This window comes from Echinicola arenosa (genome assembly GCF_014841125.1).
In the GTDB taxonomy this organism is placed as follows: Bacteria; Bacteroidota; Bacteroidia; order Cytophagales; family Cyclobacteriaceae; genus Echinicola; species Echinicola arenosa.
In genome coordinates this window covers 372497-399354 of the sequence record NZ_JACYTQ010000003.1, presented here as the reverse complement: position 1 = coordinate 399354, position 26858 = coordinate 372497, and the positions used below count along the sequence as shown (strand labels likewise).

General features: G+C 38.7%; 24 protein-coding genes and 1 riboswitch. Of the genes, 6 read left to right on the top strand and 18 right to left on the bottom strand.

Annotated elements, in window-relative coordinates:
* Positions 1 to 84: 84 nt before the first annotated feature.
* From hrpB to IFO69_RS10900, 3 genes are all read left to right on the top strand, one after another.
* The gene (hrpB, locus tag IFO69_RS10910) at positions 85 to 2565 is read left to right on the top strand and encodes an ATP-dependent helicase HrpB (protein ID WP_192010137.1); all 2481 of its coding nucleotides are present in this window, start codon (positions 85 to 87) and stop codon (positions 2563 to 2565) included.
* Between the two features lie 270 nt (positions 2566 to 2835).
* Positions 2836 to 3081 carry a cold-shock protein gene (locus tag IFO69_RS10905; protein ID WP_192010136.1) on the top strand — a complete coding sequence of 82 codons (246 nt, stop codon included), beginning with the start codon at positions 2836 to 2838 and terminating at the stop codon, positions 3079 to 3081.
* 226 nt (positions 3082 to 3307) lie between these two features.
* Entirely contained in the window at positions 3308 to 4081 is a 774-nt protein-coding gene (locus tag IFO69_RS10900; protein WP_192010135.1) for an NIPSNAP family protein, read from the top strand.
* A gap of 23 nt (positions 4082 to 4104) precedes the next feature.
* Here IFO69_RS10900 and IFO69_RS10895 read toward each other — a convergent pair whose 3' ends face one another.
* Complete coding sequence (locus IFO69_RS10895; protein WP_192010134.1) at positions 4105 to 4698, bottom strand: hypothetical protein; 594 nt, start codon at positions 4696 to 4698, stop codon at positions 4105 to 4107.
* A gap of 84 nt (positions 4699 to 4782) precedes the next feature.
* On the bottom strand, positions 4783 to 5307 hold the full coding sequence (locus IFO69_RS10890) for a HEAT repeat domain-containing protein (protein WP_192010133.1): 525 nt from the start codon (positions 5305 to 5307) through the stop codon (positions 4783 to 4785).
* A gap of 227 nt (positions 5308 to 5534) precedes the next feature.
* On the opposite strand from IFO69_RS10890, the gene IFO69_RS10885 reads away from it, so the two are divergent.
* Positions 5535 to 6242 (top strand): hypothetical protein, encoded by a 708-nt coding sequence (locus IFO69_RS10885; RefSeq protein WP_192010132.1) that lies wholly within the window; start codon positions 5535 to 5537, stop codon positions 6240 to 6242.
* A 188-nt stretch (positions 6243 to 6430) separates the two neighbouring features.
* Positions 6431 to 7894 carry an OmpP1/FadL family transporter gene (locus IFO69_RS10880; protein ID WP_192010131.1) on the top strand — a complete coding sequence of 488 codons (1464 nt, stop codon included), beginning with the start codon at positions 6431 to 6433 and terminating at the stop codon, positions 7892 to 7894.
* Positions 7895 to 7977: 83 nt separating this feature from the next.
* Here IFO69_RS10880 and IFO69_RS10875 read toward each other — a convergent pair whose 3' ends face one another.
* The 15 genes from IFO69_RS10875 to IFO69_RS10805 all read right to left on the bottom strand — a co-directional run bounded on the left by IFO69_RS10875 (position 7978) and on the right by IFO69_RS10805 (position 24667).
* Positions 7978 to 8937: an aldo/keto reductase gene (locus IFO69_RS10875; protein WP_192010130.1), complete on the bottom strand. Its 960-nt coding sequence runs from the start codon at positions 8935 to 8937 to the stop codon at positions 7978 to 7980.
* Positions 8938 to 9052: 115 nt separating this feature from the next.
* On the bottom strand, positions 9053 to 10129 hold the full coding sequence (gene moeB, locus IFO69_RS10870) for a HesA/MoeB/ThiF family protein (RefSeq protein ID WP_192010129.1): 1077 nt from the start codon (positions 10127 to 10129) through the stop codon (positions 9053 to 9055).
* Positions 10119 to 11240 carry a 2-iminoacetate synthase ThiH gene (gene thiH / locus IFO69_RS10865; protein ID WP_192010128.1) on the bottom strand — a complete coding sequence of 374 codons (1122 nt, stop codon included), beginning with the start codon at positions 11238 to 11240 and terminating at the stop codon, positions 10119 to 10121. Before thiH ends, moeB begins: the two co-directional genes overlap by 11 nt.
* On the bottom strand, positions 11233 to 12000 hold the full coding sequence (locus tag IFO69_RS10860; RefSeq protein ID WP_192010127.1) for a thiazole synthase: 768 nt from the start codon (positions 11998 to 12000) through the stop codon (positions 11233 to 11235). The genes thiH and IFO69_RS10860 overlap by 8 nt, the downstream gene beginning before the upstream one ends.
* Positions 11981 to 12637: a thiamine phosphate synthase gene (locus IFO69_RS10855; protein WP_225444095.1), complete on the bottom strand. Its 657-nt coding sequence runs from the start codon at positions 12635 to 12637 to the stop codon at positions 11981 to 11983. The genes IFO69_RS10860 and IFO69_RS10855 overlap by 20 nt, the downstream gene beginning before the upstream one ends.
* Positions 12624 to 13223 carry a thiamine phosphate synthase gene (locus tag IFO69_RS10850; protein ID WP_192010126.1) on the bottom strand — a complete coding sequence of 200 codons (600 nt, stop codon included), beginning with the start codon at positions 13221 to 13223 and terminating at the stop codon, positions 12624 to 12626. The genes IFO69_RS10855 and IFO69_RS10850 overlap by 14 nt, the downstream gene beginning before the upstream one ends.
* Entirely contained in the window at positions 13220 to 15091 is a 1872-nt protein-coding gene (thiC, locus tag IFO69_RS10845) for a phosphomethylpyrimidine synthase ThiC (protein ID WP_192010125.1), read from the bottom strand. Before thiC ends, IFO69_RS10850 begins: the two co-directional genes overlap by 4 nt.
* Before the next feature lie 80 nt (positions 15092 to 15171).
* Positions 15172 to 15378, bottom strand: a complete 207-nt coding sequence (thiS, locus tag IFO69_RS10840; protein WP_192010124.1) for a sulfur carrier protein ThiS — start codon at positions 15376 to 15378, stop codon at positions 15172 to 15174.
* 55 nt (positions 15379 to 15433) lie between these two features.
* Positions 15434 to 15533: riboswitch (TPP riboswitch) on the bottom strand.
* Positions 15534 to 15825: 292 nt separating this feature from the next.
* Positions 15826 to 17037: a tetratricopeptide repeat protein gene (locus IFO69_RS10835; protein ID WP_192010123.1), complete on the bottom strand. Its 1212-nt coding sequence runs from the start codon at positions 17035 to 17037 to the stop codon at positions 15826 to 15828.
* Between the two features lie 10 nt (positions 17038 to 17047).
* Positions 17048 to 19582: a DNA gyrase subunit A gene (gene gyrA / locus IFO69_RS10830; RefSeq protein WP_192010122.1), complete on the bottom strand. Its 2535-nt coding sequence runs from the start codon at positions 19580 to 19582 to the stop codon at positions 17048 to 17050.
* 94 nt (positions 19583 to 19676) lie between these two features.
* A complete protein-coding gene (locus IFO69_RS10825) occupies positions 19677 to 20720 on the bottom strand; it encodes a hypothetical protein (RefSeq protein WP_225444094.1) in 1044 nt (347 codons plus the stop codon).
* Between the two features lie 175 nt (positions 20721 to 20895).
* Complete coding sequence (locus IFO69_RS10820; RefSeq protein ID WP_192010121.1) at positions 20896 to 21399, bottom strand: hypothetical protein; 504 nt, start codon at positions 21397 to 21399, stop codon at positions 20896 to 20898.
* A 152-nt stretch (positions 21400 to 21551) separates the two neighbouring features.
* A complete protein-coding gene (rpe, locus tag IFO69_RS10815) occupies positions 21552 to 22202 on the bottom strand; it encodes a ribulose-phosphate 3-epimerase (RefSeq protein WP_192010120.1) in 651 nt (216 codons plus the stop codon).
* Between the two features lie 148 nt (positions 22203 to 22350).
* Complete coding sequence (locus tag IFO69_RS10810; protein ID WP_192010119.1) at positions 22351 to 24003, bottom strand: S8 family serine peptidase; 1653 nt, start codon at positions 24001 to 24003, stop codon at positions 22351 to 22353.
* Positions 23990 to 24667 carry a hypothetical protein gene (locus IFO69_RS10805; RefSeq protein WP_192010118.1) on the bottom strand — a complete coding sequence of 226 codons (678 nt, stop codon included), beginning with the start codon at positions 24665 to 24667 and terminating at the stop codon, positions 23990 to 23992. Before IFO69_RS10805 ends, IFO69_RS10810 begins: the two co-directional genes overlap by 14 nt.
* 162 nt (positions 24668 to 24829) lie before the next feature.
* Here IFO69_RS10805 and IFO69_RS10800 point away from each other — a divergent pair, with 162 nt between their 5' ends.
* On the top strand, positions 24830 to 25456 hold the full coding sequence (locus tag IFO69_RS10800; protein ID WP_192010117.1) for a beta/alpha barrel domain-containing protein: 627 nt from the start codon (positions 24830 to 24832) through the stop codon (positions 25454 to 25456).
* A 78-nt stretch (positions 25457 to 25534) separates the two neighbouring features.
* On the opposite strand, the gene IFO69_RS10795 is transcribed toward IFO69_RS10800, so the two are convergent.
* Complete coding sequence (locus IFO69_RS10795; protein WP_192010116.1) at positions 25535 to 26854, bottom strand: Gfo/Idh/MocA family protein; 1320 nt, start codon at positions 26852 to 26854, stop codon at positions 25535 to 25537.
* Positions 26855 to 26858 lie beyond the last annotated feature (4 nt).

Here is a 26858-nt window from a genome sequence, read left to right as displayed (position 1 = left end):
AGATGGCCTTAATTTTTTATGAGGATTAAAGCCTTGAATTAAACCAATACTCCCCTTACCTTTGGTTTAACAAATATTACTACTTTGGCTTTCGATCCCTCAAAAATAAATCTTCCTGTGGTGGATATTATCCCACAGGTCCAACAGCAACTTGAAAATAATAACAGCCTTATCCTTCATGCGCCTCCTGGAGCAGGAAAAAGTACTTTGGTGCCCTTGACTTTGATGGATATGGATTGGTTAAAAGGCAAGAAGATTTTGATGCTCGAACCACGGCGGTTAGCTACGAAATCCATTGCCATGAGAATGGCTGATTTATTGGGAGAAAAAGTCGGTGATCGAGTAGGTTACCGGATCAGGTTTGAGAGCAAGGCAACGGACAACACACAAATAGAGGTGTTGACTGAAGGAATCATGACCCGGATGATCCATCATGATAATGCTTTGGAAGATGTGGGATTGGTCATTTTTGATGAATTCCATGAACGTAACATTCATGCAGATGTGGCCATGGCACTTTGTAGGGAAGTGCAACAAATTCTCAGGCCAGACCTAAGAATTATGGTCATGTCGGCTACATTGGATATGCCGCAGTTGTCCAATTTACTTCAAGCGCCCATAGTGGAAAGTAAAGGAAGACAGTATCCAGTTGAAATTTTTCATACCCAAGATGCTGATGAGTGGACCCTTCCTGAATTGATTTCTGAAACCGTACTAATAGCTTCGAAGAAAGATAGTGGAGATATATTGGCTTTCTTACCAGGGCAAAGAGAGATCAAGAAGACAGAAGAAATCCTCCAGAAAAAATTACCGGGATTTGCCATTTGCCCTCTTTTTGGTCAGTTGTCCCCACAAAAGCAACAACAGGCTATAATGCCTCACCCCGCAAGGAAAAGAAAAGTGGTTTTGGCCACTTCCATTGCAGAGACAAGTTTGACCATTGAGGGGATTTCTATAGTAGTAGATTCCGGTTTTGGGAGAACCTCCAAGTTTGACCCTAAGTCAGGCCTTTCAAGGTTGGAGACTGTGAAAATTTCCAAGGATTCAGCAGACCAAAGAGCCGGGCGTGCTGGGCGCTTGGGACCAGGGAAATGCTACAGACTCTGGACCAAAGCCACAGAAGATAGGATGCAGGCATTTAGGGTTCCTGAAATCATGGAAGCTGATTTGGCTTCTTTATGCCTTGATTTGGTTCAATGGGGAATCAAGGATATTCCCAATATGACTTGGCTCACCCCTCCCCCTTCAGGTGCTTTAGCGCAAGCCCAAGATTTGCTTCAACAACTTGGAGCCGTTGAAGAAGACAAGCTTACACCTCATGGAGAGCAACTTAGGGAGCTTCCTTGTCACCCCAGAATAGCGCATATGTTATTGATGGCAAAAGAAGATGGGCATTTGGCTTTAGCAACGGATATTGCCGCCATTTTAGAAGAAAGAGATCCATTACCTAAGGATTCAGGCACTGATATTAACCTTCGGGTTGAAAAATTAAGAAGGCACAGATCGGTAAATAAGCAAGGTAGAGGTTTTGATAAAATTGAAAAAGTAGCCCAAAATTATAGACGACTATTTGACATTAAGGAAGAAAACACAGTTTTTGACCCATTTGAATCTGGCCTGATCCTTACATACGCCTATCCAGAGAGGATTGCTCATGCCAGACCGGGTAACAATGCACAGTTCAAGATGACCAATGGTAAAATCGCCATGATGCATCATAAGGATGATTTGGCCCATGAAGCATGGCTCAGCGTTGCCCATGTGGACGCAAGAGATGGTATGGGAAAGATATTCATGGCAGCTCCACTTAATCCAAGGGATCTTGCCCATATGGTCAAAGAAAAAGATGTGGTGAGTTGGGATAGTCGTAAAGGCGAGATTGTCGCCGAAAGACAATGGAGAATAGGACATATTGTTCTTCAATCAAAACCCATTATCGATGTTGATCCTGACTTGGTGATGGAAGCACTAATGGATGCGATAAAAATGGAAGGTAATCGCTTTTTGGATTTTAATGAAAAAGTGCAGCAGTGGCAGAATAGGGTAAATTCTTTGCACATATGGAATCCGGAAGAGAATTGGCCAGATGTCAGTACATCAACACTTTTAAAATCACCCAATTGGATTGCACCATATTTAATGGATTTAGATACAGCTGATGAACTCAAAAAGCTTAATCTACATGAAATCTTACAGCATGACCTTCCCTTCGACCTCCAACAAAAGCTTGATGAATTGGCTCCTGAAAAATTGACGGTGCCCAGTGGTTCAAACATTAAAATCATTTATCAGAAAGATGGGGAACCTCCAATTTTGGCGGTACGACTTCAGGAAGTATTTGGGCTTATGGATACACCAAAAGTAAATGGGGGAAGGATCGGAGTGATCATGCATTTATTGTCACCTGGTTTTAAACCAGTCCAGGTCACTTCTGATTTAAGGAGTTTCTGGAAAAACACCTATTTTGAAGTTAAAAAAGAAATGAAGCGTCGATATCCTAAGCATTATTGGCCCGATAACCCTTTAGATGCAGAGGCCGTTAGAGGTGTCAAGAGAAATCAATAATAGTCAATTAAAGATGATTTCAGGACAGAAATTAGTCGAATATGACCTAAGGGCAAACCTAAAATAAAGTGGTTACAATTAGCTATCCTGCTCTTTTTTGTTGACCTTTGGTTAAATATACATGAGCACATTTCCCAAGTTTTTATTTAAGACTACTTCCAAATGTCATTTCTAGTTGAATGCTAATGCATTAGATCATTTACTATAAATTATTTGTTAAGGTTTTGGACAAAAGCTGGGTTGCTTGTATGTCGGAACTAAATAATATATATGGCAAGATCGAATAATAGCTTTATCAAAAAGCAGAAGGCAGACAGAAAAGCAAAGAAGAAAAAAGAAAAATTTGAAAACCGTTTGGAAAGGAAGCAACAAGAAACCAGTGGAAAATTGGAAGATATGATTGCTTACGTGGATGAGTTTGGAAACATAAGTGATACTCCTCCTGAGCCACCTGTAGAAAAGGATGACAAGAAAAGACCGAAACGAGAAGACGAAAGAAAAAAGCGAGAAGACTAAGAAGTTAATTTTCTGATCAAATAAAGAATAATTCTCTAAAAGCTCTCCTACCCTTTTTTAAATTAATAGATATTTAAACGATGCCATTACGTGACTCATGTAATGGCTTTTTTGTGCACTTCTTATTTTTTATAAACGGCTAATTTATTCGTCCAATGATCATTTCTTCCATGATCTACTGATTATATTTAAGTTTAAATTATTGAAACCTAATAAACCACTACCTATGAAAACTAGAGATAAGCTAATAGTTGGCTTTTTGTTGCTTTGTTATTTTAATATTGGGCAGGCATTTGCCCAAGAAAAACCCGAAAGAAGCGTTTTTGAAATCAAAATCTATCACCTATCCAGTGCGGCGCAGGAGGCATCCATCGACCAGTTCTTGGAAAGTGCCTACATCCCTGCCATGCACCAAAAGGGAGTAGAACACGTCGGTGTTTTCAAGCCAGTGGAAACGGATAGCTTGAGTGGTAAAAGGATATATGTATTTACACCGTATTCTAATGCTCAGCAATTTATGAATATTGCTTCTGTATTACATTTGGAAGAAGGCCTTAATTATCAAAATGCTTCCCATGAAAATCCTCCATTTGATCGAATTGAAACTATTCTGTTGAAGGCCTTCAGCGATATGCCCCATTATGCCATACCGCAGTTGAATGGACCGAAAGAAGAAAGGATATATGAGTTGAGAAGCTATGAAAGTCCTACAGAAAAACTATTCCATAACAAAGTAGAGATGTTCAACAGTGGTGAGGTAGAAATCTTTGACCGACTTGGTTTCAATGCCCTGTTTTATGGTGAAGTAGTTGTAGGAGATAAAATGCCAAATTTAATGTACATGACTTCTTTTGAAAATCTGGAAGCTGAAAAAGCGGCTTGGAAATCCTTTGGAACAGATGCTGGATGGGTTCAGTTGAGGGATGACCCTCGGTTCCAAAATAATGTATCCCACATTGATATTACTCTTTTACATCCAGCAAGCTATTCAGAGCTATAAAAGAAACAGTCCTCAAGGGCTTTTTAATTGTTCTTTGGAGGAGTGATCATGATATGTGCTCGGTGTGTTCCTGGATCCATGATCCAGGGCATTCCCGGAGCCTCTGGTTTTAAGGGAAGTCCTGTACTTTCCACAGTCGCGTAGGGAATATAAACTACATATCGGAAATTTCCATCCTTTACTTCACCTGTTGATGCGTCATAATCTTCTTGATTGGCAGAAAAGACAAACAATGTGGCACCATCATTGGGCATTTTCAAAGTCCCTGACTTTACTTCTTGCTCTCTGATATCAAAAATTTCTTTAAAGTCTTTGCCCTCTTTTCGTAAAGCCCTGCCTCTTTCCATAAATGGTTCCAAATCTTTGTGGTAGCAAGAAACACTAATTCCATCTTTGTTAGGATCATCACCGATACAGATATACTCGTTAGTGCCTGTCCTCAATACGACCAGTTCCCCCGCTGTATCATAACCATAAACCATGGCTTCAGCACGGCTTTCTTCCGGAGCGGCTTTTACGGCTAATTTAATTTGCTCATCTTTATTGGCTATTTGATCTTGTGCGCAAGCAGATAGCATGGTAAGTAGAAATAAAACAAAGAGAGAAAGGGGTTTCATGGCGATAGGAATTTTGAGTTATATCCTAATTTACCATTGTTTAAGCACATTTATATAGTATGATCGAAAAAATCGTGCATTCAACTATTCATCAAACATGGCTTTGAGATCATTAAGGATGGATTCTGTTTCTTCTTTTTTTATTTCGAAAGCCTCGTCTTGTTTACTATTGTTCTGAAAGTGCTTCCAGTGTTTTTCAGCCTTTTTTATGGTCCTTGGAGTAATATCAAATTCAGTGTAATCTAGGTAGTCTTTGGCCAAAAACGAGGCTTTAAAATTCCCGAATAAATAGATTCTCAAAATGTCTACAAACTTCTCACTCAAGTCAAATCCTTCCAAAGATTGAACAAAAGTTCCATTCTTCATCTTATTGTTTTTGTCATGAATCACTTCCAATAACGGAGCCAATGCTTCTTGGTTATTTTCCATGGCAGACAGTGCACGAGCCGCTAGATAAGCACTCTCAACATCCTCTCCCTTTAATACTATCAATAGCTTGTTCAATACTTCCTCCCCTCCTATTTCGGCCAGTTCATCTGCATAGATGTAAGCTTCTTCTTCCTTCTTGTCACACATTTTATTAATCAAAAGGTCAATATTTGCTGCCATGTTTCTTCATTTTTTCGGTACTTTGACAAAGATAATTGGATAATCTGATTATCTGCTATGATGCCAGTAAGCTTGAATCTTTTGATTGGATAGTCGAAAGTTTGATGTCCGAAGACCTAAACAGTTGATTGCTAAATCAAAATGATCATTTAGCTTTGCTTTTGATCTTTACTGGTGCAAGTGTGGATCTTTTACAAACCTCTTAATATTGCTTTAAATTCCCGAAGATGGAAGAGAAATTGATTAGTTCTGAAAACTGTGAAAAATTACTTTTAAAACTACATTCTTATCCATTCAAGCAAGAATTTAATGTTTCAAAAAACACCGTTTATTTTTATAAAGAGGAAGAAAAGGTCATTCAAGTAAGGCTTCCTATATTTTGGAATTCACCTTCAGATATGAAGCAAAACCAAATGGAAGAAACCAATTATGTGCTGCTGATGATTCGATCAGGAATTGCTTCCATAGGGTACTTTGAAAATGGCGAAAATATAGATCATAGGGTTTTTAGGGCCTACATGGTAAGAAAGAAACAAGGAAAAAGCCAAATCAAACATTTAAAAACAAAAGGCAAGTCAAGGGCCGGGTCTCGAATTCGTTTGGCCGAAACTTTGGAATTTTTTGATGAGATCAATGAAAGGCTCCAAGAGTACTTTAAGGAATACAGGGTTGATAAAGTTGGATTGAGTTGTACCACAACGCTCATCCCCTATCTATTTGATGCCAAGGTTACTACGCCATTTGAAAAAAATGACGCCCGGGTTTTCAAGATTCCAAAGCATATTGCCAATCCTACTTATGAAAGTTTGTTGGAAACCAACTCATTCTTGAAAAAGGCAACCATTCAATATAATGAGAACTATGAAGAAATCTTCTACAATCTCAACCATGATACGGAAAATATTTCCTCCAATGATGAGGATGAAGATTGGTAATTCGCCCCTTCCTACATCGGTAAAATTGCTTCTGGTGAATTCATTTGAGTAGATTGATAAATTTGAGCATGTCTGCCCACTATTTTTATTCAAATAATTTTTTTGGGCGTAACTTATTTCAACATATCAACTTTGGTACTTGTATGCATTAATACTCAAGTTTAGATCAATCTTATTCAATACTTGATATGAAGAAAATAAGAGTATCCATTACTGTCCTATTTTTAGTTAGCTTTTGTCATCAAATTTGCAACGGGCAAACCCACCATTTTTGGAGTCAAAACTATGGTAGTCAATCCATGCTACTTAATGGATCAGTGATCGGTGGTGTTTCTGATTTGGGAGCAGTTTATTACAACCCTGCGCGTTTGGCATTGATCAAAAACCCAGCTTTTGTAATCAGCGGTGATGTTTATGAACTAAATAGTTATAATGTAGAGGATGCCATTGGAACAAGGGCGGATCTCAATCAATCTTCTTTTGGTGGAGCTCCAAGTCTGACTGCCGGTACGGTCAAAATCAAATCCTTGCCCAACCATTCTTTTGCCTATGCTGTCTTACTAAGAGATGATAGTAATTTTGGGTTCAATTATCACGATGAAATAACAACAGATATAATTGGAAATATCCCGGGTGACGAATTGTTTGAAGGAGAAGTGTCGGTAATAAATAGCTCAAAAGACCAATGGTTTGGTGGAAGTTGGTCCTATGCCATCAAGGAAAATTTTAGTGTAGGCAGCTCAGTATTTGTTTCCAAAATCAACTCGAGCAAAGGTAATAAATATGAGATGCGGGCGCTTAGCAATAATGGAAGTGTAAGCATGTATGACTACAACAGAAATTACCAATTGAACAGCTATGGGCTGATCGTTAAGTTTGGCTTAGCTTATATCATGGAAAACTGGGACCTAGGCATGACCATCACGACACCAAGATTCAAAATAAATGGCAAAGCTAATTATAATTATCAATTATATTTCTCTGTCCCACCCGAAGCGGATGCTACCGAGACATATGCCAACAGTTACCAAAATGATCTTGATCTAAAACTTAAAACTCCTTTATCCATAGGCTTGGGAGCCAGCCACCATTTAAGCTCTAAGGGGGCTTTGCATCTAAGTGCTGAGTATTTTCACAAGGTGAATAATTTTGATGTATTTACGGCCAATCCTCACCCAATGCAAAGCAATCCAGACTCAACGGTGAACTTTACTTTAGAGGATGGTTATAAAAGCATATTGAACATAGGAGTAGGAACAGAGTGGTACTTAAGCGAAAAGGTAAGTGTCTATGGTGGAGTTAGTACTGATTTTAATGCTTCCCCAAAAAATACTATAAGCTTCGTCAGTCAAAATGAAAGAGCTTCCAATTTATCTTTTGATGCCAATTATTATCATTTTGGAGCGGGAACTGTACTTAAATTCAGAGGTGCTGAATTTACCCTAGGGGCTACCCATACCAGTGGAAAAAGTAAGTTTAGCAAACCTGTTAATCTTCCAATCAATAACGGACCATCAGATGTGATCACAGACGAATCAGGCCAATTTCAGTGGAAACGATGGCAATTTATTGTTTCGGTATCGGTGCCATTCTTGAGGGATTATATGAAAAAAATCGAGGATAAACTAAAAGGTAGCGAAGGAAGCAATTAGTCAATCATTATAAACTTGTTAAATATAAATGGAGGAGTGTATAAGTTCCTCCATTTATATTTAACTTCTATTTCAAGTATAAATCAACTATACTCCTCCCAAAAATCAGAGAACTCATAAGGACTATCGTGAAGTGTCCATAATTTTCCATCTGTAAATCGGTAAGGTCCCTCTTTTTGATTCAAGGAATTTATCTCGTCCTGACCTAGGTTTAATTTAATTGAATCAAAGTTTTCTTTGATCCTAGAGGCATTCACTGACTTAGGTATGACAGCTATTTCCCTTGACATTCCCCATGCCAAAACTACCTGAGCTGGAGTAGCTTCATGGGTTTTAGCAATGAATTTAACATCATCATCCTCTAACAAAATGGGTAGATCCAATCCATTTTTACCTTTGGTCCTATAGGCTGCTCCTAATGGCGCATAGGCAGTTAGGTGAATCCCTTCATTTTTACAAAAATCCACTAAGCCTTGCTGCTGCAAAAATGGATGCATTTCTACTTGGTTCATTTCGGGCTTCACCTTTGCAGTGGAAAGTACTTCCTGAAGTTTTTTGATCTTAAAATTGGAGACACCAATATGTTTGACTTTTCCTGTTTCCAGAAGCTTTTCCATTGCTGACCAAGTTTTTTCCAAAGGAATATTTTCCAAAGAATCAAAATCAGCTTTTCCAGCAGGAAACTCCACACCATGCTGTAAGGCTAATGGCCAATGGATAAGGTACAAATCGAGGTAGTCTAATTTGAGATCATGAAGTGTTTTCTCCAAAGCAGGCAAAACATGCTCAGGCCTGTGCGAATCATTCCATAGTTTTGATGTGATCCAAAGCTCCTCTCTATTTACCAAGCCCTCTTCGAAGGCCTTTTCAAATGCATCACCGATTTCTTTTTCATTTTTATAAATGTAGGCACAATCAAAATGCCTGTAGCCTATATTAATGGCTTCCAAAACTGCCTCATAAACTTCTCCTGGTTTTGATTGCCAGGTGCCCAGTCCGATAATGGGCATTTTATCACCATTGCTAAAAGATAAAGTTTTCATAATTTTTAAAGGAACGGATTAAAACAAACTGCATACCTAAAGATATACTAACTTCACCAATTCAACGGGATTATAAAAGGCAAAAGTTCCATAAATTTACCCTCAGTTTAAATTGTTATAAAGTAATTTTTTTTAAGGCTTCATGCCCTCCTTCCAGATGAAACACATTTTCAAAGCCAGCTTTACGAAGATAGGTCAAAGCTTTTTTGCTCCTTGATCCGGATTGGCAGACCAAAATCACCTTTTCCATTTGCTTTAACTGATTTAATTCCGATGGGAGCTTTTGTAATGGGATGTTAAGGCCGCCTCTGTTGAAACGGTTATGTTCTTCTTCGGTCCTCACATCTACCAGGTAGTTTTTCCATTTTTCTTCTTCAGCAATAAATGAAGAGGCAGAAATGATTCTGTTGGATTGATCAATTGAGCAATCAAAATATAAATGTTTAAGTCTTTTGATTTGTTTATTTTCCGGGATTAAAGAATACCCAAAAGCTTGTTGGCTGTTGGTCAAAGCATCAATGATCAACAATTTACCTGAAAGAGGCTTCCCTATTCCTGTGCATATTTTTATGACTTCATTGGCTTGCAATGTCCCAACCATTCCTGGCAAAACTCCAATTACCCCCAATTCATTGCAGTTAGGGCTGTCAAGCGGATTAGGAGCTTCGGGAAATAAGCATCTATAAGTAGGCCCTTCTTCGCCGTAATTGAAGACACTTACTTGACCCTCAAAACCCAAAATAGATCCAAATACTACTGGAATTCCTAGGATTACAGCCGCATCATTAATTAGGTAACGGGATTCAAAATTATCCGTACCATCAACTACCACATCAAAACCTTCCATGATTTCTAAAATATTAGCTGCATCAATGAAAGTATCAAAGCATTGGAAAATAATATCAGGATTCAATTTTTTCATCTTTTGAATAGCGATCTTTGCTTTGGATCGACCAATATCTTCCATGTTATAAAGCACTTGTCTTTGCAAATTGGACAATTCTACTTGATCTCCATCCACTAAACCAATCATTCCTATACCAGCTGCCGTTAGGTATTGCAAAACAGGACAGCCCAAGCCACCTGCTCCCACTATAAGAACTTTGCTGGACTGAAGTTTTTCCTGTTTCTCTTCTCCAAACCCAGGCAATGAATAATGCCGGCTATATCTTATACTATCTTTATTCTGCATATTGCAAGGCGGGGTCCCAATCTTTCCAAACAGGTTGATAACCATTATCTACAAGTAATTTTGATATTTCATTTGGGCCTCTTTCGTCTGAAATCTCAAACTGCTCCAACGACTGTTTCTCCACTGCATAACCACCTGGGTTGGTTTTGGAGCCGGCACTTACAGATGTTATCCCTAATTTGATTGCATGATTCCTGAAATGCTGAGTTTCTCTGGTAGATAGGGACAACTCCACATCAGGATCAAACAGTCTGTAGGCACAGATAAGTTGAACCAATTCTCGATCATTCATGACAACCTTTGGTTCTTGTCCTCCTGAAAAAGGTCTCAATCTTGGAAATGAAATGGAATATTTTGTTTTCCAATACTTTTGCTTTAAGTACTGTAAGTGCATGGCCGTATAGTAACTATCAATTCGCCAATCCTCCAACCCTATCAAACAACCTATTCCCACTTTGTGGATTTCCGCTCTGCCCAACCTATCAGGCGTTTCAAGTCGATAATCAAAATTTGACTTCTTCCCTTTGGGGTGGTGAGTCTTATAGGTATCCCGATAATAAGTTTCTTGGTATACCAAAACACTGTGCAAACCGCATCTGATTAATCGCTCATACTCTTCCTGGTCCAAAGGTTGTACCTCAATACTAACATTGGCAAAATAGGGCTTGATTAATTTGATTGCATGCTCTAAATAATCCACCCCTACTGTTTTATTGGCCTCTCCTGTGACCAGTAAAATATGGTCAAACCCCATCTCTTTTAAAGCAGCTACTTCCTTTAAAATCTCAGCATCCGTAAGTGTTTTTCTTCTTACTTTGTTGTCCAGGCTAAACCCACAATAGGTACATATATTTTGGCACTCATTGGACAAATACATGGGAGCGAACAACTGCATATTGTTTCCAAACCTTTGCAAGGTAAGCTCCCTACTTTTTTGAGCCATAATCTCTAAATAGGGTGCAGCTGCAGGAGAAATTAAGGCCAGAAAATCATCCAAATTTCTATTCGTTTTCGATAAAGCTTTCTCAACATGGAGAGTCGAAATCCCACCCAATTTTCTTTGGATAGCTTCAGGAGTCCAATTGTCTAGTATGGATTTGAAATTATTCATAGGACAAAAATTCAGTAAGTGGACTGCTCGAATTGGCTTTTATCGTAGACGCTCCTGGGCCACATTCATATGCCAACCTCCCTGCTTCTACAGCTAATTTAAACGCTTTGGCCATTCCAACTGGATCCCCTGCTACAGCTATGGCAGTATTGACCAATACTGCATCAGCGCCGATTTCCATTGCCTGGGCGGCATGTGATGGCACGCCCAATCCGGCATCTACAATCACCGGAACAGCACTTTGCTCAATGATAATCTTGAGAAAATCCAAAGTCTTAAGCCCATTATTACTTCCAATTGGTGAGCCCAATGGCATTACTGCTGATGCCCCCACTTCTTCCAGCCTTTTACACAGCACTGGGTCAGCATGAATATAAGGTAAAACCACAAATCCTTTTTTAGACAATTCTTCAGTAGCTTTCAAGGTCTCAATTGGGTCCGGCATAAGGTACCTTGGGTCTGGATGGATTTCCAATTTGATCCAATTGGTTTCCATTGCTTCAGCCGCCAGTTGGGCAGCAAAAACTGCTTCTTTCGCTGTACGCACTCCAGAGGTATTGGGTAAAATATTGATGCGTTCATGAGCAAGATGGTCCAACATGTGATCTTGCTCATTTTTTATGTCTACCCTTCTTAAAGCTACCGTTACCAGTTCAGATTCTGAAACCTCCAAAGCTTCCTTCATTAAAGAATAACTGGGAAACTTACCTGTTCCGGTAAAGAGTCTTGATGAAAATATCTTATCTGCTATAGTCAGCATAATCGAAAGTTTTATTGATTTTTTGAATGATTTCTTCTGGCTCTTTGCTGTCATTTATCAAACCTGAAACAGCCACTCCATATAGACCACATGATCTTAGATCCACTAAATCATTGGCTTTGATCCCACCAATACCGATGATAGGAATATCTATATTGTGGAATCTTAATTGTTCTAATATGAATTGATAGCCCTCCAAGCCCAATATAGGACTCAACTTCTTTTTGGTAGAAGTAAATTGAAAGGGTCCTAGTCCGATATAATCAACTTGGTCTTTTACAGCAAGGATGTCTTCCAAGGTATTGGCAGTTGCCCCAATAAGCAACTCAGAACCAAATCTTTCTCTAATGTCCAATACTTGTTGATCTTCTTTGCCAACATGAACACCTGCTGCACCTGATTTTTTGGCAATTTCCGGATGGTCATTAATGATCAGTGTACAATCGTACTTTTCACATATTACCTTAGCCAAGAAAGCAGTCTTCAGGATAATTGATTTGGGGAAATCTTTCATCCTAAGTTGTATCCATTTAACACCCAAATCACATTTTTTTTCGATATCATATAGGAAATCGTCAGGATGGTTCAAATTGGGTGTGATATATTGAAATTGGCTGATATTTTTATTGTACATCATTAATTTCCTTTTGAAAATTTAAGAACTCGTTAAATCGATCCTTCGTGGAATGGTGTTTCCAAATTGAACCTAGAACAGCCACACCATCAAATCCCATTATTTTAACTTCAAGAACTTTTGATGGCAAAATCCCTCCTAAGGCGATCAACGAGAAACTCAATTTGTTCAGCTTAAGCCAAGAGGTTATTTCTTCCTGTGAAAGCAGTGGCCTATAATTTTGTTTGGAAACACTATCATAAACGGGACTGAAAAAACCATAATCCAATTTGTTATTTTGTGGATCTAATAGGTCATCCAAATAATGAAAAGACTTGCTTATTCTTAAATGCGTATTCACAATGTTTTGGTGGCTTTTGAAATGACAATACCCAATACCCAGTTCTTCAGCCAATGATACATTTCCATGTAAACTAATTTGCTGATGATATTGAGATGGAATATCTTTAATCAACTTCTTTATTTGTTCAGGTGGCCATTCGGGTTTGCGAATATGTAATTTGGTCAATCCCTGATCCATAAATTGGATCAGGGATTTCACCTCTTCATTAACTTGTCCGGGATCGGTGATAAGGATAAACTCCATCATTCATTGAGGTAGATCTCACCTCCTTTTTCAGAAAATTCATTTGCCTTTTGTTGCAAACCTTTTTCTATTGCTTCTATATCTCCTAATCCATTTTGGTCGGCAAAATCCCTGACATCCTGAGTGATCTTCATTGAACAGAAATTTGGCCCACACATGCTACAAAAATGAGCTACTTTCGCTCCATCTGCCGGTAATGTCTCGTCATGAAATGATCGAGCAGTATCTGGGTCTAGGGAAAGGTTAAATTGATCTTCCCATCTGAATTCAAATCTTGCCTTGCTTAGTGCATCATCACGGTGTTGTGCACCTGGATGCCCTTTGGCCAAGTCAGCAGCATGAGCAGCAATTTTATAAGTAATCACCCCATCCTTGACATCTTTTTTGTCTGGCAATCCCAAATGCTCTTTAGGAGTAACATAGCAGAGCATGGCACAGCCATACCAACCAATCATTGCAGCTCCTATTCCTGATGTGATATGGTCATAACCGGGAGCGATGTCCGTAGTAAGTGGACCAAGCGTATAGAAAGGTGCTTCTCCACACTCTACCAATTGTTTGTCCATATTTTCTTTGATCATATGCATTGGAATATGCCCTGGTCCTTCAATGATGGTTTGAACATCATGTTTCCAAGCTATTTTGGTCAACTCCCCCAAAGTTTCCAATTCAGCAAATTGAGCTGCATCGTTGGCATCGGCAATGGAACCTGGCCTAAGTCCGTCACCAAGGGAAAAAGTGACGTTGTAGGCTTTCATAATCTCACAAATTTCTTCAAAGTGAGTATACAGAAAATTCTCTTTATGATGGGCAAGGCACCATTTGGCCATAATAGATCCTCCTCGTGACACGATACCTGTAATTCTTTTCGCCGTCAAAGGCACATACCTTAATAGTACTCCAGCATGAATGGTGAAATAATCTACCCCTTGCTCTGCTTGTTCGATCAGTGTATCCCTGAACAATTCCCAAGTCAGGTCCTCTGCTTTGCCATTTACCTTTTCCAAGGCTTGGTAAATGGGAACTGTTCCAATAGGAACGGGACTATTCCTTAAGATCCATTCCCGGGTTTCATGAATGTTCTTTCCTGTAGAAAGATCCATAATAGTATCAGCACCCCATCTGCATGCCCAAACGGCTTTTTCTACTTCTTCCTCTATGCTTGAGCCAATGGCTGAATTGCCAATATTAGCATTGATCTTAACCAAAAAATTTCTACCAATTATCATTGGCTCTGCCTCAGGATGGTTGATATTAGCAGGGATAACAGCGCGGCCCTCAGCTACTTCTTTCCTGACAAATTCGGGGGTAATGTAGTTTTTCGGGGTATTGGCTCCAAAGCTTTGTCCGGGATGCTGTTTGGTTAAAGTCTTCTGTTCGCTGATCTGCTGATTCTCCCTGATTGCGATGTATTCCATTTCTGGCGTAATGATGCCTTTTTTTGCATAATGCATTTGGCTTACATTTTTGCCTGCTTTGGCTCTCAAAGGAGCATTGACCAAGTCAAATCGATACTTTTCTAAAGCAGGATTTCCCAATCTTCTTTGCCCATATTCTGATGATAATTTCTCCAATTGGTAAACATCTCCAGTAGATTTGATCCATTCTTCTCTTAGTTTTGGCAGACCTTTCTTTACATCAATTTCAATGTTAGGGTCAGTGTATGGCCCACTGGTATCATATACTGTTACCGGATCATTGGATTCCACCGTTTGATGTCTATCGAGGTGGGATACTGTGTCATGCAGTTTGATTTCCCTCATGGCTACCTCAATGGGGTGAATTTCCCCTTTGACATATACCTTTTTGGAATTAGGGAAAGGGTCAGTAGTAATATATTGACTGATGTTTTCCTGACTTAGAGATTTCATGTTTCGTCTTTATTGTTTGACAGATGTTAGAAAAAAGAGATTTAAATCGACTAGGGTTAAAGCAACATAGAGTAATGTTGCTAACCACCTTGCGTAGCTTTAATGATAAGGATATTGTCATTTTCTTTTAATTGAAAAACATCCCATTGTGACTTGGGGATCACTTCATGATTTACAGCCACAGCCACTCCCCGAACTCCGTGGAAGAGGTGAGTCGCCAAAAGGCTGGATAAAGTGAGTTCCCCTTCTGCATGAACCATAGGTTCACCATTGAGGAGAATATTCATCGGAATAAAATTTAAGAATTAAGAAAACAACTTCAGGAATGAAGATAATCTGTCGGAAGGACGCTTCACTTTTCCCTTCGCCCGCATTACCGGGATCAGGTTCGGAGGGTATGTCTCAGCCCCGATGGTTTATCGGAACACCCCTAAAGTCTTTATTACGTTCTTACAAAGTTATAGCTATAATGCAAATTGAAAAATGATTGAATGAAAATCTTAAAGAATTCTATCGGATGGGTCTCTTTATAGATCAAAATCTATTTTAGCACTTCTTACTTTACATCAATAGGGACAGGTAATCAATCGGAAAAGTGGTGGAAACAAGGATATCTTAATTATTATATCTCTTTCTATCCAATACAGAAAAAATGGAACTTGTAATTCAAAATTATAAACATAAAAAAAGGTTGCTGATATTTTCAGCAACCTCCTTTTTAATATCAAGGCCTATTAACCTTCCATCCAGTTTGGACCAATAAGCTCTTGCAATTTTTTGTCGTATTCTGAAGCTTTAGCCTCATTTTTCAACCTTGTATGAATCTGGAACAAGATCTGCATAATTTCAGTGTTTTCAGGCTTTGCTTCCAATGCTCTCTCAAAAAGCGGTACGGCTTTTTTGTAAAGGTCATCAGCTTCGGCTAACATTTTATCAGATTTTTCTTCCCATTCATCATCTGGAAGGTTGTTCACCTCATTGATGATTTCTCTGGCCTTGTCTACATATACAGCAGCTGCATAATAGTTTCCTTCAAAGAAGTTAGGATCAATCTCTGTTGTCTTAAGATACTCTTCCAATGCACCTTCAAGATCACCCGACTGCTCTTTCAAATATCCATATCTCAAACGGATCGGAGCATTGTTAGGGTCTTTATCTAAAGACTCCTTGATGGAAGCCATTGCCTCATCCATTTTTTCCAATTGAAGCAATAGTTGAATTTCAAATTCAGAAAGACCTTTATCCATTGGATACTCTTCCCTTGCTTCTTTCACCAATCTGTAAGCTTCTTCTTGATCATCTTCTTCTGTATTGGCAATTTGAATCAAGAAATAATATGCATTTAGTTTGTTATAATCTGGGTTATCCAATAATAGATTAAGGTACTTTTTAGCATCATCCCAGTTTTCACTTGCATTTGCGGTATAACCAGCATTGAATACAATAGAAGTATCTGAAGGATCAATGTCAGCTGCCAAACCAAAGAATTTAGAAGCCAAAGCCATATCATCCTCTTCATATCTAGCAATTGCTTTGTCTACAGAGGCATTTTTGATTTTGTAGACACCCTCTCCTTGCAAGTTATCAGGTAAACCTGCAACTACTTCTTTATATACTTCTTTCCCTGTTTTGCTAGTGGAATCGTTTCCGTCTAGTTCCAATGCTTTGGTAAAGGCATCGAAAGCACTTCTACCAGTTGTTACAGTTGCTTCAGTATTAGATGAATCAGCAACAAACTGATTGGTTAAAATTTTCCCTTTAATTAAATATGTTTCAGGATCTGAACCAGTTTCAGGATCTTGCGTAGCTGCTTCTATTTCAGATAAAGCAGTGGCCAACTCTCCTTTTCTAAGGCTCTTTTCCGCAGATTTAACTACCTTTTTTTGGCCAAAGGCTACCGTTGAAGCCACTCCGACCAAAGCCAATGATAAAATTAATTTTTTCATCTCTATTTGTTTATTCCTCTTTTGGTTTTTCGGTTTCGTTTGAATCATTTTGAGTTTCATCAGAAGAATCGTCTTGGATTTCTTCCTCAATCTCTTCTTCTACATTTTCAATCTTCTCAATGGAAGAAATCTCGTCATTCTCGTTCAGTTTAATCAATCTGACACCTTGTGTGGCACGTCCCATTACTCTCAGGCCTGAAACAGGAGTTCTAATAATAATACCAGATTTATTGATAATCATCAAGTCATCCGTATCTACTACTTCTTTGATAGCAACTAGACTTCCAGTTTTCTCTGTGATATTCATGGCCTTAACGCCTTTCCCTCCTCTGTTGGTGATACGGTACTCGTCTACTGCGCTTCTTTTACCATAACCTTTTTCAGAAACCACCAGTAATGTGGCGTCATCTCTATTAACACAAATCATGCCAACCACAAAGTCATTGTCATCTGCTAAGGTGATGGCTTTTACTCCGGTAGCGGTCCTTCCCATAGGCCTTACAGCCGACTCATGGAAGTGGATAGCTCTACCTGACTTGGCTGCAATGATAATATGGGAATCACCATGGGTAAGTTCAACATTAAGTAATTGATCATCTTCTCTAATATTCAATGCAATAATACCATTTGAACGTGGTCTTGAATATTGCTCCAAGGTTGTTTTTTTGATGATTCCTTGCTTAGTGGTCATCACCAAGAAATTGTTTTGGATATAATCCTCATCATTCAAATCAGAAACTTGAATGATAGAACGGATTTTATCATCACTTTCAATATTGATCAAGTTCTGAATAGGCCTACCTTTGGACACTTTGCTCCCCTCCGGAATGGCATAAGTCTTTAACCAGAAAAGCTTACCCTTATCGGTAAATATTAACAAGTAGTTATGTGTGGAAGCAGAGAAAATATATTCTGTGTAATCATCGTCTTTAGTACTTACGCCTCTAGAACCTACTCCTCCTCTACCTTGCGTTCTGTATTCTTTTAATGCAGTTCTTTTTACATAGCCTTGATGGGATACTGTAATGATTACTTCCTCATTTGGGATCATATCCTCATAGCTAAAGTCTTCCGCGTTATGCTCTATGATGGTTCTTCTTTCATCAGCATATCTTTCTCTAATTTCGGAAAGTTCCGTTTTGATGATGTCCATCCTACGTTCCTTGCTGGCAAGGATATCTTTTAGGTCTTCGATCAATACCATCAATTCATCATACTCATTTTGGATTTTTTCACGCTCCATGCCAGTAAGGCGCTGAAGTCGCATATCCAAAATGGCCCTGGCCTGAATCTCAGTAAGCTCAAATTTCTCCATCAAGCCATTACGTGCTGTTTCAGGATCTCTAGAACTTCTGATCAAGTTGATTACCTCATCAAGATTATCCAAAGCTATCAAATAGCCTTGTAGTATGTGAGCACGTTTTTCAGCTTCTCTTAGTTCATATTCTGTCCTTCTAGTTACCACCTCATGTCGGTGGTTGACATAATGCAGGATAAGATCCTTCAGGTTTAAGGTGTAAGGTCTGCCCTTTACCAAGGCAACGTTATTGATACTGAAAGAAGTCTGAAGTTGTGTTTGCTTGTATAGGTTGTTTAAGACTACATTGGCTATGGCGTCTCTCTTCAATTCATATACGATGCGCATTCCGCGACGGTCTGACTCATCTCTAATGGCCGAAATACCTTCCAACTTCTTCTCTTGAATTAATTGGGCAGTTTTTTCGATCATGTTGGCCTTATTGACCAAATAAGGGATTTCATTGATAATGATCATTTCTCTACCATTGTCTTTGTTTTCAATGGTAGCTTTTCCTCTCATTACTACTCGGCCCCTACCCGTTTCAAAGGCTGACTTCACACCATTATATCCATAGATAATCCCTCCTGTAGGGAAATCCGGAGCGATGATGTATTTCATCAATTCCTCAACGGTAATATCATTATTGTCGATATAGGCAATAATACCATCAACAACTTCTCCAAGATTATGTGGAGCCATGTTAGTGGCCATACCTACAGCAATACCTGAAGCTCCATTAAGAAGTAATGCTGGAATCTTTGCAGGAAGAACAACTGGCTCTTTTAAAGAATCATCAAAGTTCAGCTGAAAATCAACTGTTTCTTTATTGATATCAATAAGAAGTTCTTCAGCGATCCGCTTTAACCTTGCTTCAGTATAACGCATGGCTGCAGCATTATCACCATCAATGGAACCAAAGTTTCCTTGAGGATCAACCAATGGATATCTCAATGACCAATCCTGGGCCATCCTTACCATGGTTTCATAAACAGCACTATCACCGTGAGGGTGATACTTACCTAAAACTTCCCCAACAATTCTAGCTGATTTCTTATAAGGCTTGTTATGAAGGACGCCCAATTCTTGCATTCCAAAAAGGATTCTGCGGTGAACTGGCTTCATCCCATCTCTTACATCTGGAAGTGCTCTGGAAACAATAACCGACATCGAATAATCGATGTAGGCTCCACGCATTTCTTCTTCAATGTTAATCGGTATAATGTTCTCGTTTTCTCCTTGAGCCATATTTTATAATTCTCAATATAAGGTTGCAAGATAATAAAAAGAATAAGGTTTTAAAACACTATTTTCCCATTCAAAAGGTTTATTTAGGCCACTTTTAGTACCATTGACCCACCTTTCTGTTTTGCATGTTCCATATTGAACTTCCTCGATATTCTATACCATTGTGTAAGTGCCTCATTTTCACTCCACATCCGGGAAATTTACACCTTTTTGTACCTGGTAACCTTACTGCAACTCCTAGATTTACCGAGTAGAGATTTTGTTCTATCGTTTGCATTTCTTCCAATGCACTAATGTGGTAATTGAACTTTCTAAATTCAGCCGAAGGCTTTAGGAATACTTTCGTATATTCAGAAAAGTCTCTTTCGATTCTAAGACCCAAACCAAAATACGGCTCAGTAGCGCTTAAGGAATTATCATAGCTTTCTTGAATAGAAATAGAACCATACTCTCCTTCCAGTATAAATCTCCAAGGATAATCTTGTCTCATCCTAATCTTCTTTTCCGCTTGCATATAGGTATTTTGTGCACTATATTTTTTGTATTTCCAGTTTAATATGGCTCTTCTCCTTTGCGCATCAAAAAGCACTAATCCAACCGTTCCATATAGCTTGTCAAATACATATTTGTCATTTGTGAAATTGAACTGAAATTGGTCACTTGTAAGTGCTGACATGCTCCCAAACTCTCTTCCATATCCACCTCCAATGCTTAATATGCCAAACATATCTATTCTCACTCCAGCATTGAGGGGAATGGCTGAACTTTTGGAATCAAAAGGAATCAAGTCTCCCGTTCCAATATCTGAAGTGTTGCTTTCACTGTTAATAGGTACAATGGGGTAGCTTGCGGGTGTACTGCTTTGGAAATCCATTGTATTGAAATGTTGTCCATAGCCTGTAGATAACTCCAAACTGATCTTGCTAATGATTCCCCGGGTGGCATTTCCAATACCACTTTCGCTCTTTCTATTCTTGCTTTTTGCTTTCGTGTCTATTCCAAATAGATCTTCCTGCTGGGCCTGTAAGGGGAAATTGAGACACAGTAAAGCAATGATAAAAAGGGACAGCTGGAGACATTTATCCTGTAAACATAATGTCAATAATCTTGAAATATATCGAGGAGCTAAATTCTTCATAGGAGAAGTTGGTTTTCAATTTTGTGTTAGTTGGCACACAATTTAGATAATTTCATTTACAAGTAAAGGCTTCACTGAATTTCCTACTTATATTATTAACGAATTACCGACCATAAGACACAAAAAAGCCCTCCATAATTTGGAAGGCTTTTTGAAAATATATTTGTTTCAAAGCTTACTCAGCCTCTTCTTCTTCAGTACTTCTTGCACTTTTCTTTTCAGCTATCAAAGCATTTACTTTAGCTTTTACCTCTGGATCTGTTTTCATTGCGCTATTCACTTTGTTATAAGTAGCAGCTCCAAGGACCTCATCATCTTTTATCAATGAAATCATCCTTTCTTTGATCACATCAGAAAGTGAATTTTTAGTATCCATGATTTTGCTGTACTCCGCTTTTTCGTCTTCAGTAATTTCAATTTCTGTTAGCTTAGCATCATCTCCCCACGCATCCTTAATCTCATTGTATCTAGCCACATCAAATACCTCATTTTCTTTAATCATACTCTCCAGCTCTGCTTGTTTCACTTCCATAAAGTGATTAACAGAATCCTTCATTGATGCAAATTTCTCAATTTCTTCATCAGTCACTTCTTCCGCTTCTGTGTTTTCTTGCTGTGCCATTGCTGTAGCACTAAATAAACACAACATCAAGAATGCCAATCCAAATAAACGCTTCATCTTTTTTAATCTTTTTATTATTATCTAAACTTAACTAAATTCCAATAAAAGGGTTTAAAGCTAATTAAGCAAGTTTTCAATCTAAAAAAACACTATTTTTTTATTGGAAATAGTATTTATCCCATAATTGATTTAAGCTAAACAATTGATTGCTAGAGTTCCTTAAGTTCAGCTATTGTTTTGCTGGGATCGCTGGATTTGAATACAAAACTGCCCGCTACTAAAATGTCAGCACCCGCATCGATCAGTTTAGGTGCATTTTCCAGATTGACCCCACCATCTATCTCAATTTTTGTTTCAGCACCTGAAGCAGTGATGATAGCCTTTAAAGCTCTCACTTTAGCGTAAGTATGTTCAATGAACTTTTGCCCTCCAAACCCAGGATTTACTGACATGACAATCACTTGGTCAATATCTCTTATAATATCTCTTAAAAGTTCAACAGAACTATGTGGATTAATGGCTACCCCTGCTTTACAACCCAGTTCTTTGATGGCTTGAATGGTGCGGTGCAAATGAGGACAGGCCTCAAGATGCACTGAAATAACACTTGCTCCAGCATCTGAAAAACTTTTTAAATATTGATCTGGATTAACAATCATAAGATGCACATCCAGAGGTTTTTTGGCATGTACATTTATAGCTTCAACTACAGGCAGGCCGAAAGAGATATTGGGAACAAATACTCCATCCATGATGTCAATATGGATATAATCAGCACTTGACTCATTAAGCATTTCAATTTCAGATTGCAGATTGGCAAAATCCGAAGCCAATACTGATGGCGCTACAAGCGTACTCATATTTGGAATTACTTTTAATGTGAGCCTAAAGAAAGCAAAAAATAATTACAAAAATAAACCCTTCCGATCGCAACTTGCCCAACTTATACTAAAAAGAAAGCCACTTTATGATTAGTATCAAAGTGACTTTCTTTATGGAGTAGAGACTTTACTTTATGAGCAACTTGTGTCGTTCCTTGTTAAATCCTTCGTTTAATTCTATGACATAAAGCCCTGTGTGTATCGCTGCCAATTGGACTTCATAGGGCACTCTATTGGAATTTCTTGTTAGGGTGTTTTGCCCAATAACTTTTCCATTGGTATCAATCAAAGTGAAATCACACTGGGCGCTATTTCCAAACTGGATAAATAATTCTTCACCATTGACAGGGTTAGGATAGATCTTGGTTTGAAATTCTTCAAACTCTTCTTCTACATCCAATACTTCACCAAAATAGGCCAGGTCAAAATTTGGAATACCATACCCCAATTGATCATCTGGATTCTCTGCTTGGCTCCCACTCTTTAATAAGTAATGGATCAGTTCATCCTTTGTCCAATGTGGCCTTCCTTGCCATATCCCCGCTGCCAAGGCAGCTATTTGAGGAGCAGAAAAAGAAGTCCCACTAGCAGTAGAAGTATTATTACTTCCTCTCCAAAGTCTTACACCACTGCCGAGTGCAGACAAGTCTGGTTTAATTCTACCATCTGCTGTTGGGCCTATTGAGCTAAAAGAAGCCCTGCTCAGGTCTTTTGAAACTGCTCCAATTGCCAAGATTCCTTCTGCGTCCGATGGTGCTGTAATCGTTGTTTCAGATCCACCTCCTTCATTGCCTGCGCTGGAAACCACCAATATCCCTCTTTCTGCGGCCAAAGTGGCAGCTTGGGTGATTACTGCAGTTTTTCCATCCAAGTCAGACTTTTCATAATTCATGCTTGGATCATTGAAAGTGGTGTACCCCAAAGAACTATTGATGATATCCACACCTAGACTATCAGCAAATTCGGCCGCTCTTGCCCAGTTATATTCTTCAATTCGGTATTCCGAAGCAACATCTTCCGTGATACAAAGGATATAATTGGCATCGTAAGCACCCGATACAAGAGTATTGACATCATTCGCAGCAATCAATGACAAAGCTGAAGTACCATGAGTTTCTGTCCTATAAACACTTTCTGACCATGGGGTCACTAGGTCTTTAGTAGCAATAATTCTATTATCATCAAGAAGGTGCTTTAATCCTATGATTTCATCAGTATTCATAAAACCACCATCAAATACAGCTATTGTAATTCCTTTTCCCGTCAGTCCTTCACCATGCATTTCTGGCACTCCTAACAAACCATTTTGAAAAGCATAATCTTCTTCCGCCTTGGATTTTCCACGAACTTGAATACTAACAGGCATTTTAAGGATATTGGAATTGGAACTTCTTCCATTCATATAAAAACCTTTAGCAATCAACTCGACTCCATCTTCTTTCACAAATGGAAGCGCTTTGATTGCCTCAATTTGTTCTGCATTGGCCACTACAACAGATGCATTCATCCATTTGGAATGATATTGCACATTGTCCACCATGTCATCGATAATGTCAATGTATCTCTCCGCAACAGGTAAGTCTGTGCTATCTGCAAGTATACCTTCTCTTTCGCGACGATCCATGGCTTTTTGAGTCAAAAAAGCAGTTGGTTCATCAAGACTATATGTGTCCTGCGGTTTATATTTATATTTAATAGCATACCTGTCCTGTCCATAGGCCATAGTTCCTTGAAGGATGATTAAGGCTGTAGCTATGACCAGTCTTTTAATATTGTCCATTATTGATCAGTTTCAAATGAATAAAACGGCCACTATCGATAATTTGTTCACCTAGGCAATCATTTCTTGAACAGTAAGTGAGGACTTCTTTATACTCTTCAATCATTCCAACTCCTTTGGCATACACTTCATACCTATTGTCCCGTATGGTGATGAGGTCATCTTCGGTTTCTTGATACACCTTAGCGGTAGATTGATAAGTTTTACCCCCAACCTCATAGGCTTTTACCAATTCAAGGTTATAATCATCTTCATTAAGGGTGTTATAAGCATTTCCGTCCCAAACTATTGCTTGCTTCGGTGGAAAGACAAAACTTACGGTATATTGGTTTTCACTAGATCGGACCAAAGCATTTTGTTTTACTTGCAAAGTATATACCATGTGGTTTGACCAAGTGGTTTGATCTGTAGATTTTTCCCGGTTGACCAAATAAACAAGTCTTCCTTCTTCTCCTATGTAACTTTCTGAAATGACATCTCGGAAATAAAAATGTGAGGATTCACTATCATTTTCTCCATAAAAAATGGTTTCATCAACTTCATATATCCAAAACCTATTGACTTCTAGCGGCATATAATCATAACCTAAATCAATTGGTTCTGTTTCTTTTTGCTGACAAGCAGCAAGCAATATGATGAAACAAAAGAGTAAACTTGTTCGCATTCAGCAAGTAATGGTGATCTGCAAAAATACAATTTCCTATCAAAAAGTTAAAATTAATGTACCTAAATTTGAAAACCCACCCTTTAGGTATTTAGTAAAAGTCCCTTTTCTATTTATCTTTGGGCTCATTTAAAGTTAAATTAGCTAAAACATCAAATTGGAATGGCGCTTAAGACTTTTGTAAAAATAAGCACAGTAAATAACCTTAGCGATGCCAGATATTGCGCGGGAATGTATGTCAACCTGATGGGTTTCAACCTAGAGGAAGGAAACAAAGATTATTTGTCTCCTGAAAAATATAAGGAAATGACCGATTGGCTTTCTGGCTTGGAATATGTTGGAGAGTTTGAAGCCTCTCATCCTGACGCTATTTTAGAAACAGCCAAAACTTATGAGGGATTTAGCTATCTTCAGATTACAGAAGAATTACATCTTCCTATGCTCCTTAACTCCTCCTTTAATCTTATTTTAAAGCAAGAGATCAATAACGTGGAAATGTTGCAACATTTGTTGACCAAAGCGCCAAGCTTAAAGGAAAATAATGTCATACTACTTTTAGAATCTGATAGTCTAGAGCTTAAAGATGAAGTAAAAGATTTGATCAAGGCCATTGCTGAAAAGTGCAAAGTGTTACTCGGCTTTGGCTTAGATGCTGATAATATCAGTTCGCTTTTGGAAGAGCTCCCTGTTGAAGGAATCGCATTAAAGGGAGGTGATGAAATCAAACCTGGTTATAAGGATTTTGATGAATTGGCTGATATCTTGGAAGTATTGGAAGAAGAAGACTAGAAGCTTTTCTTAATCAATTAGAAGGGGCTGGATAATTTAATATCCAGCCCCTTCTAATTCTAATATATTTTAAGGTTTTTAAACCACCTTAGTTTTACCTGGTACAGCATGTGGGTATAGCCCATCTTCGTTAGGAAGAATTTTTGGCATGGCATCCCAAGCATAAGTATCCGGCATCAGGTCAATTTCTGAGTTGAAAGCTTCATCCCAAGTAATTTCTTTACCAGTATAGGTTGCATTTCTGCCCAAAATAGCGGTCATGGTACTCATAGCAGCTCTGGTAGCATCCTCATATACATACTCGCCATTTACTATAGCTCCAAACAACTTGTTATGTTCTTGTTGGTAAGGGTTGATGTTACCTTTGCCATCATGATCATAAATAACAGAATTATCTAAGCCCCAAATTTTCCCAACATTACCGGCATTCATATAAGCCCGCCCTTTGGTGCCAATGAATGATTCATCCACTTTGTTATCTGCTCCGGGGAAGTGACGACACTCACTATTGATAATGGTGCCATCAGCATAAGTCAATCGAATGGTGTGGTGATCAAAGATTTCACCAGTATCCAAACCAGTTCTGACCATTCTTCCACCAGTACCTTCAGCTTTAACAGGATAACCACCTTTCACCCAGTTGGCAATATCTAAATTGTGGACGTGCTGCTCTGTGATATGATCTCCACATAACCAGTTAAAGTAATACCAGTTTCTCATTTGGTATTCCATTTCTGTTTGTTCAGGTTGTCTGGCTCGGGTCCATACCCCTCCTCCATTCCAATATACATGACCTCCTACCACTTCACCAATGGCGCCGTCATGAATTCTGTTGATGGTTTCGATATAATTGTCTTGGTACCTTCTCTGAAGCCCCACGACAACATTAAGTTTTTTAGCTTTGGCCTGTTCCGCAGCTGCGATCACCTTACGGATTCCATTGGCATCCGTAGCCACTGGTTTCTCCATAAAGACATGCTTGCCCTGTTTGATGGCTTCTTCAAAATGCATAGGGCGGAAACCTGGAGGGGTAGCCAAAAGCACCACGTCAGCTTCCTTTATAGCATCTTTATAAGCATCAAAGCCTACAAATTTTTTATCTTCAGTTACTACTACCTTATCTGTTCCTATTTTAGTGGATAATGCTTTATAACTATCGTCCAGGCGATCCCTAAAGGCATCAGCCATGGCCACTAATTTTATATTTTGATCAGTACCAAATGCTTGGAATGCAGCACCTGTTCCACGGCCGCCACAACCGATCAAAGCAATCTTTATCTCGTCACTACCTTGAGCGTATGCTTTCGGTAATGTAAAGGGACTTAACATGGCTCCACCGGTAACGAGAGCAGTAGTTTTAAGGAAGTCTCTTCTTTCATTCTTTTGTTTAAGGTTCATGTTA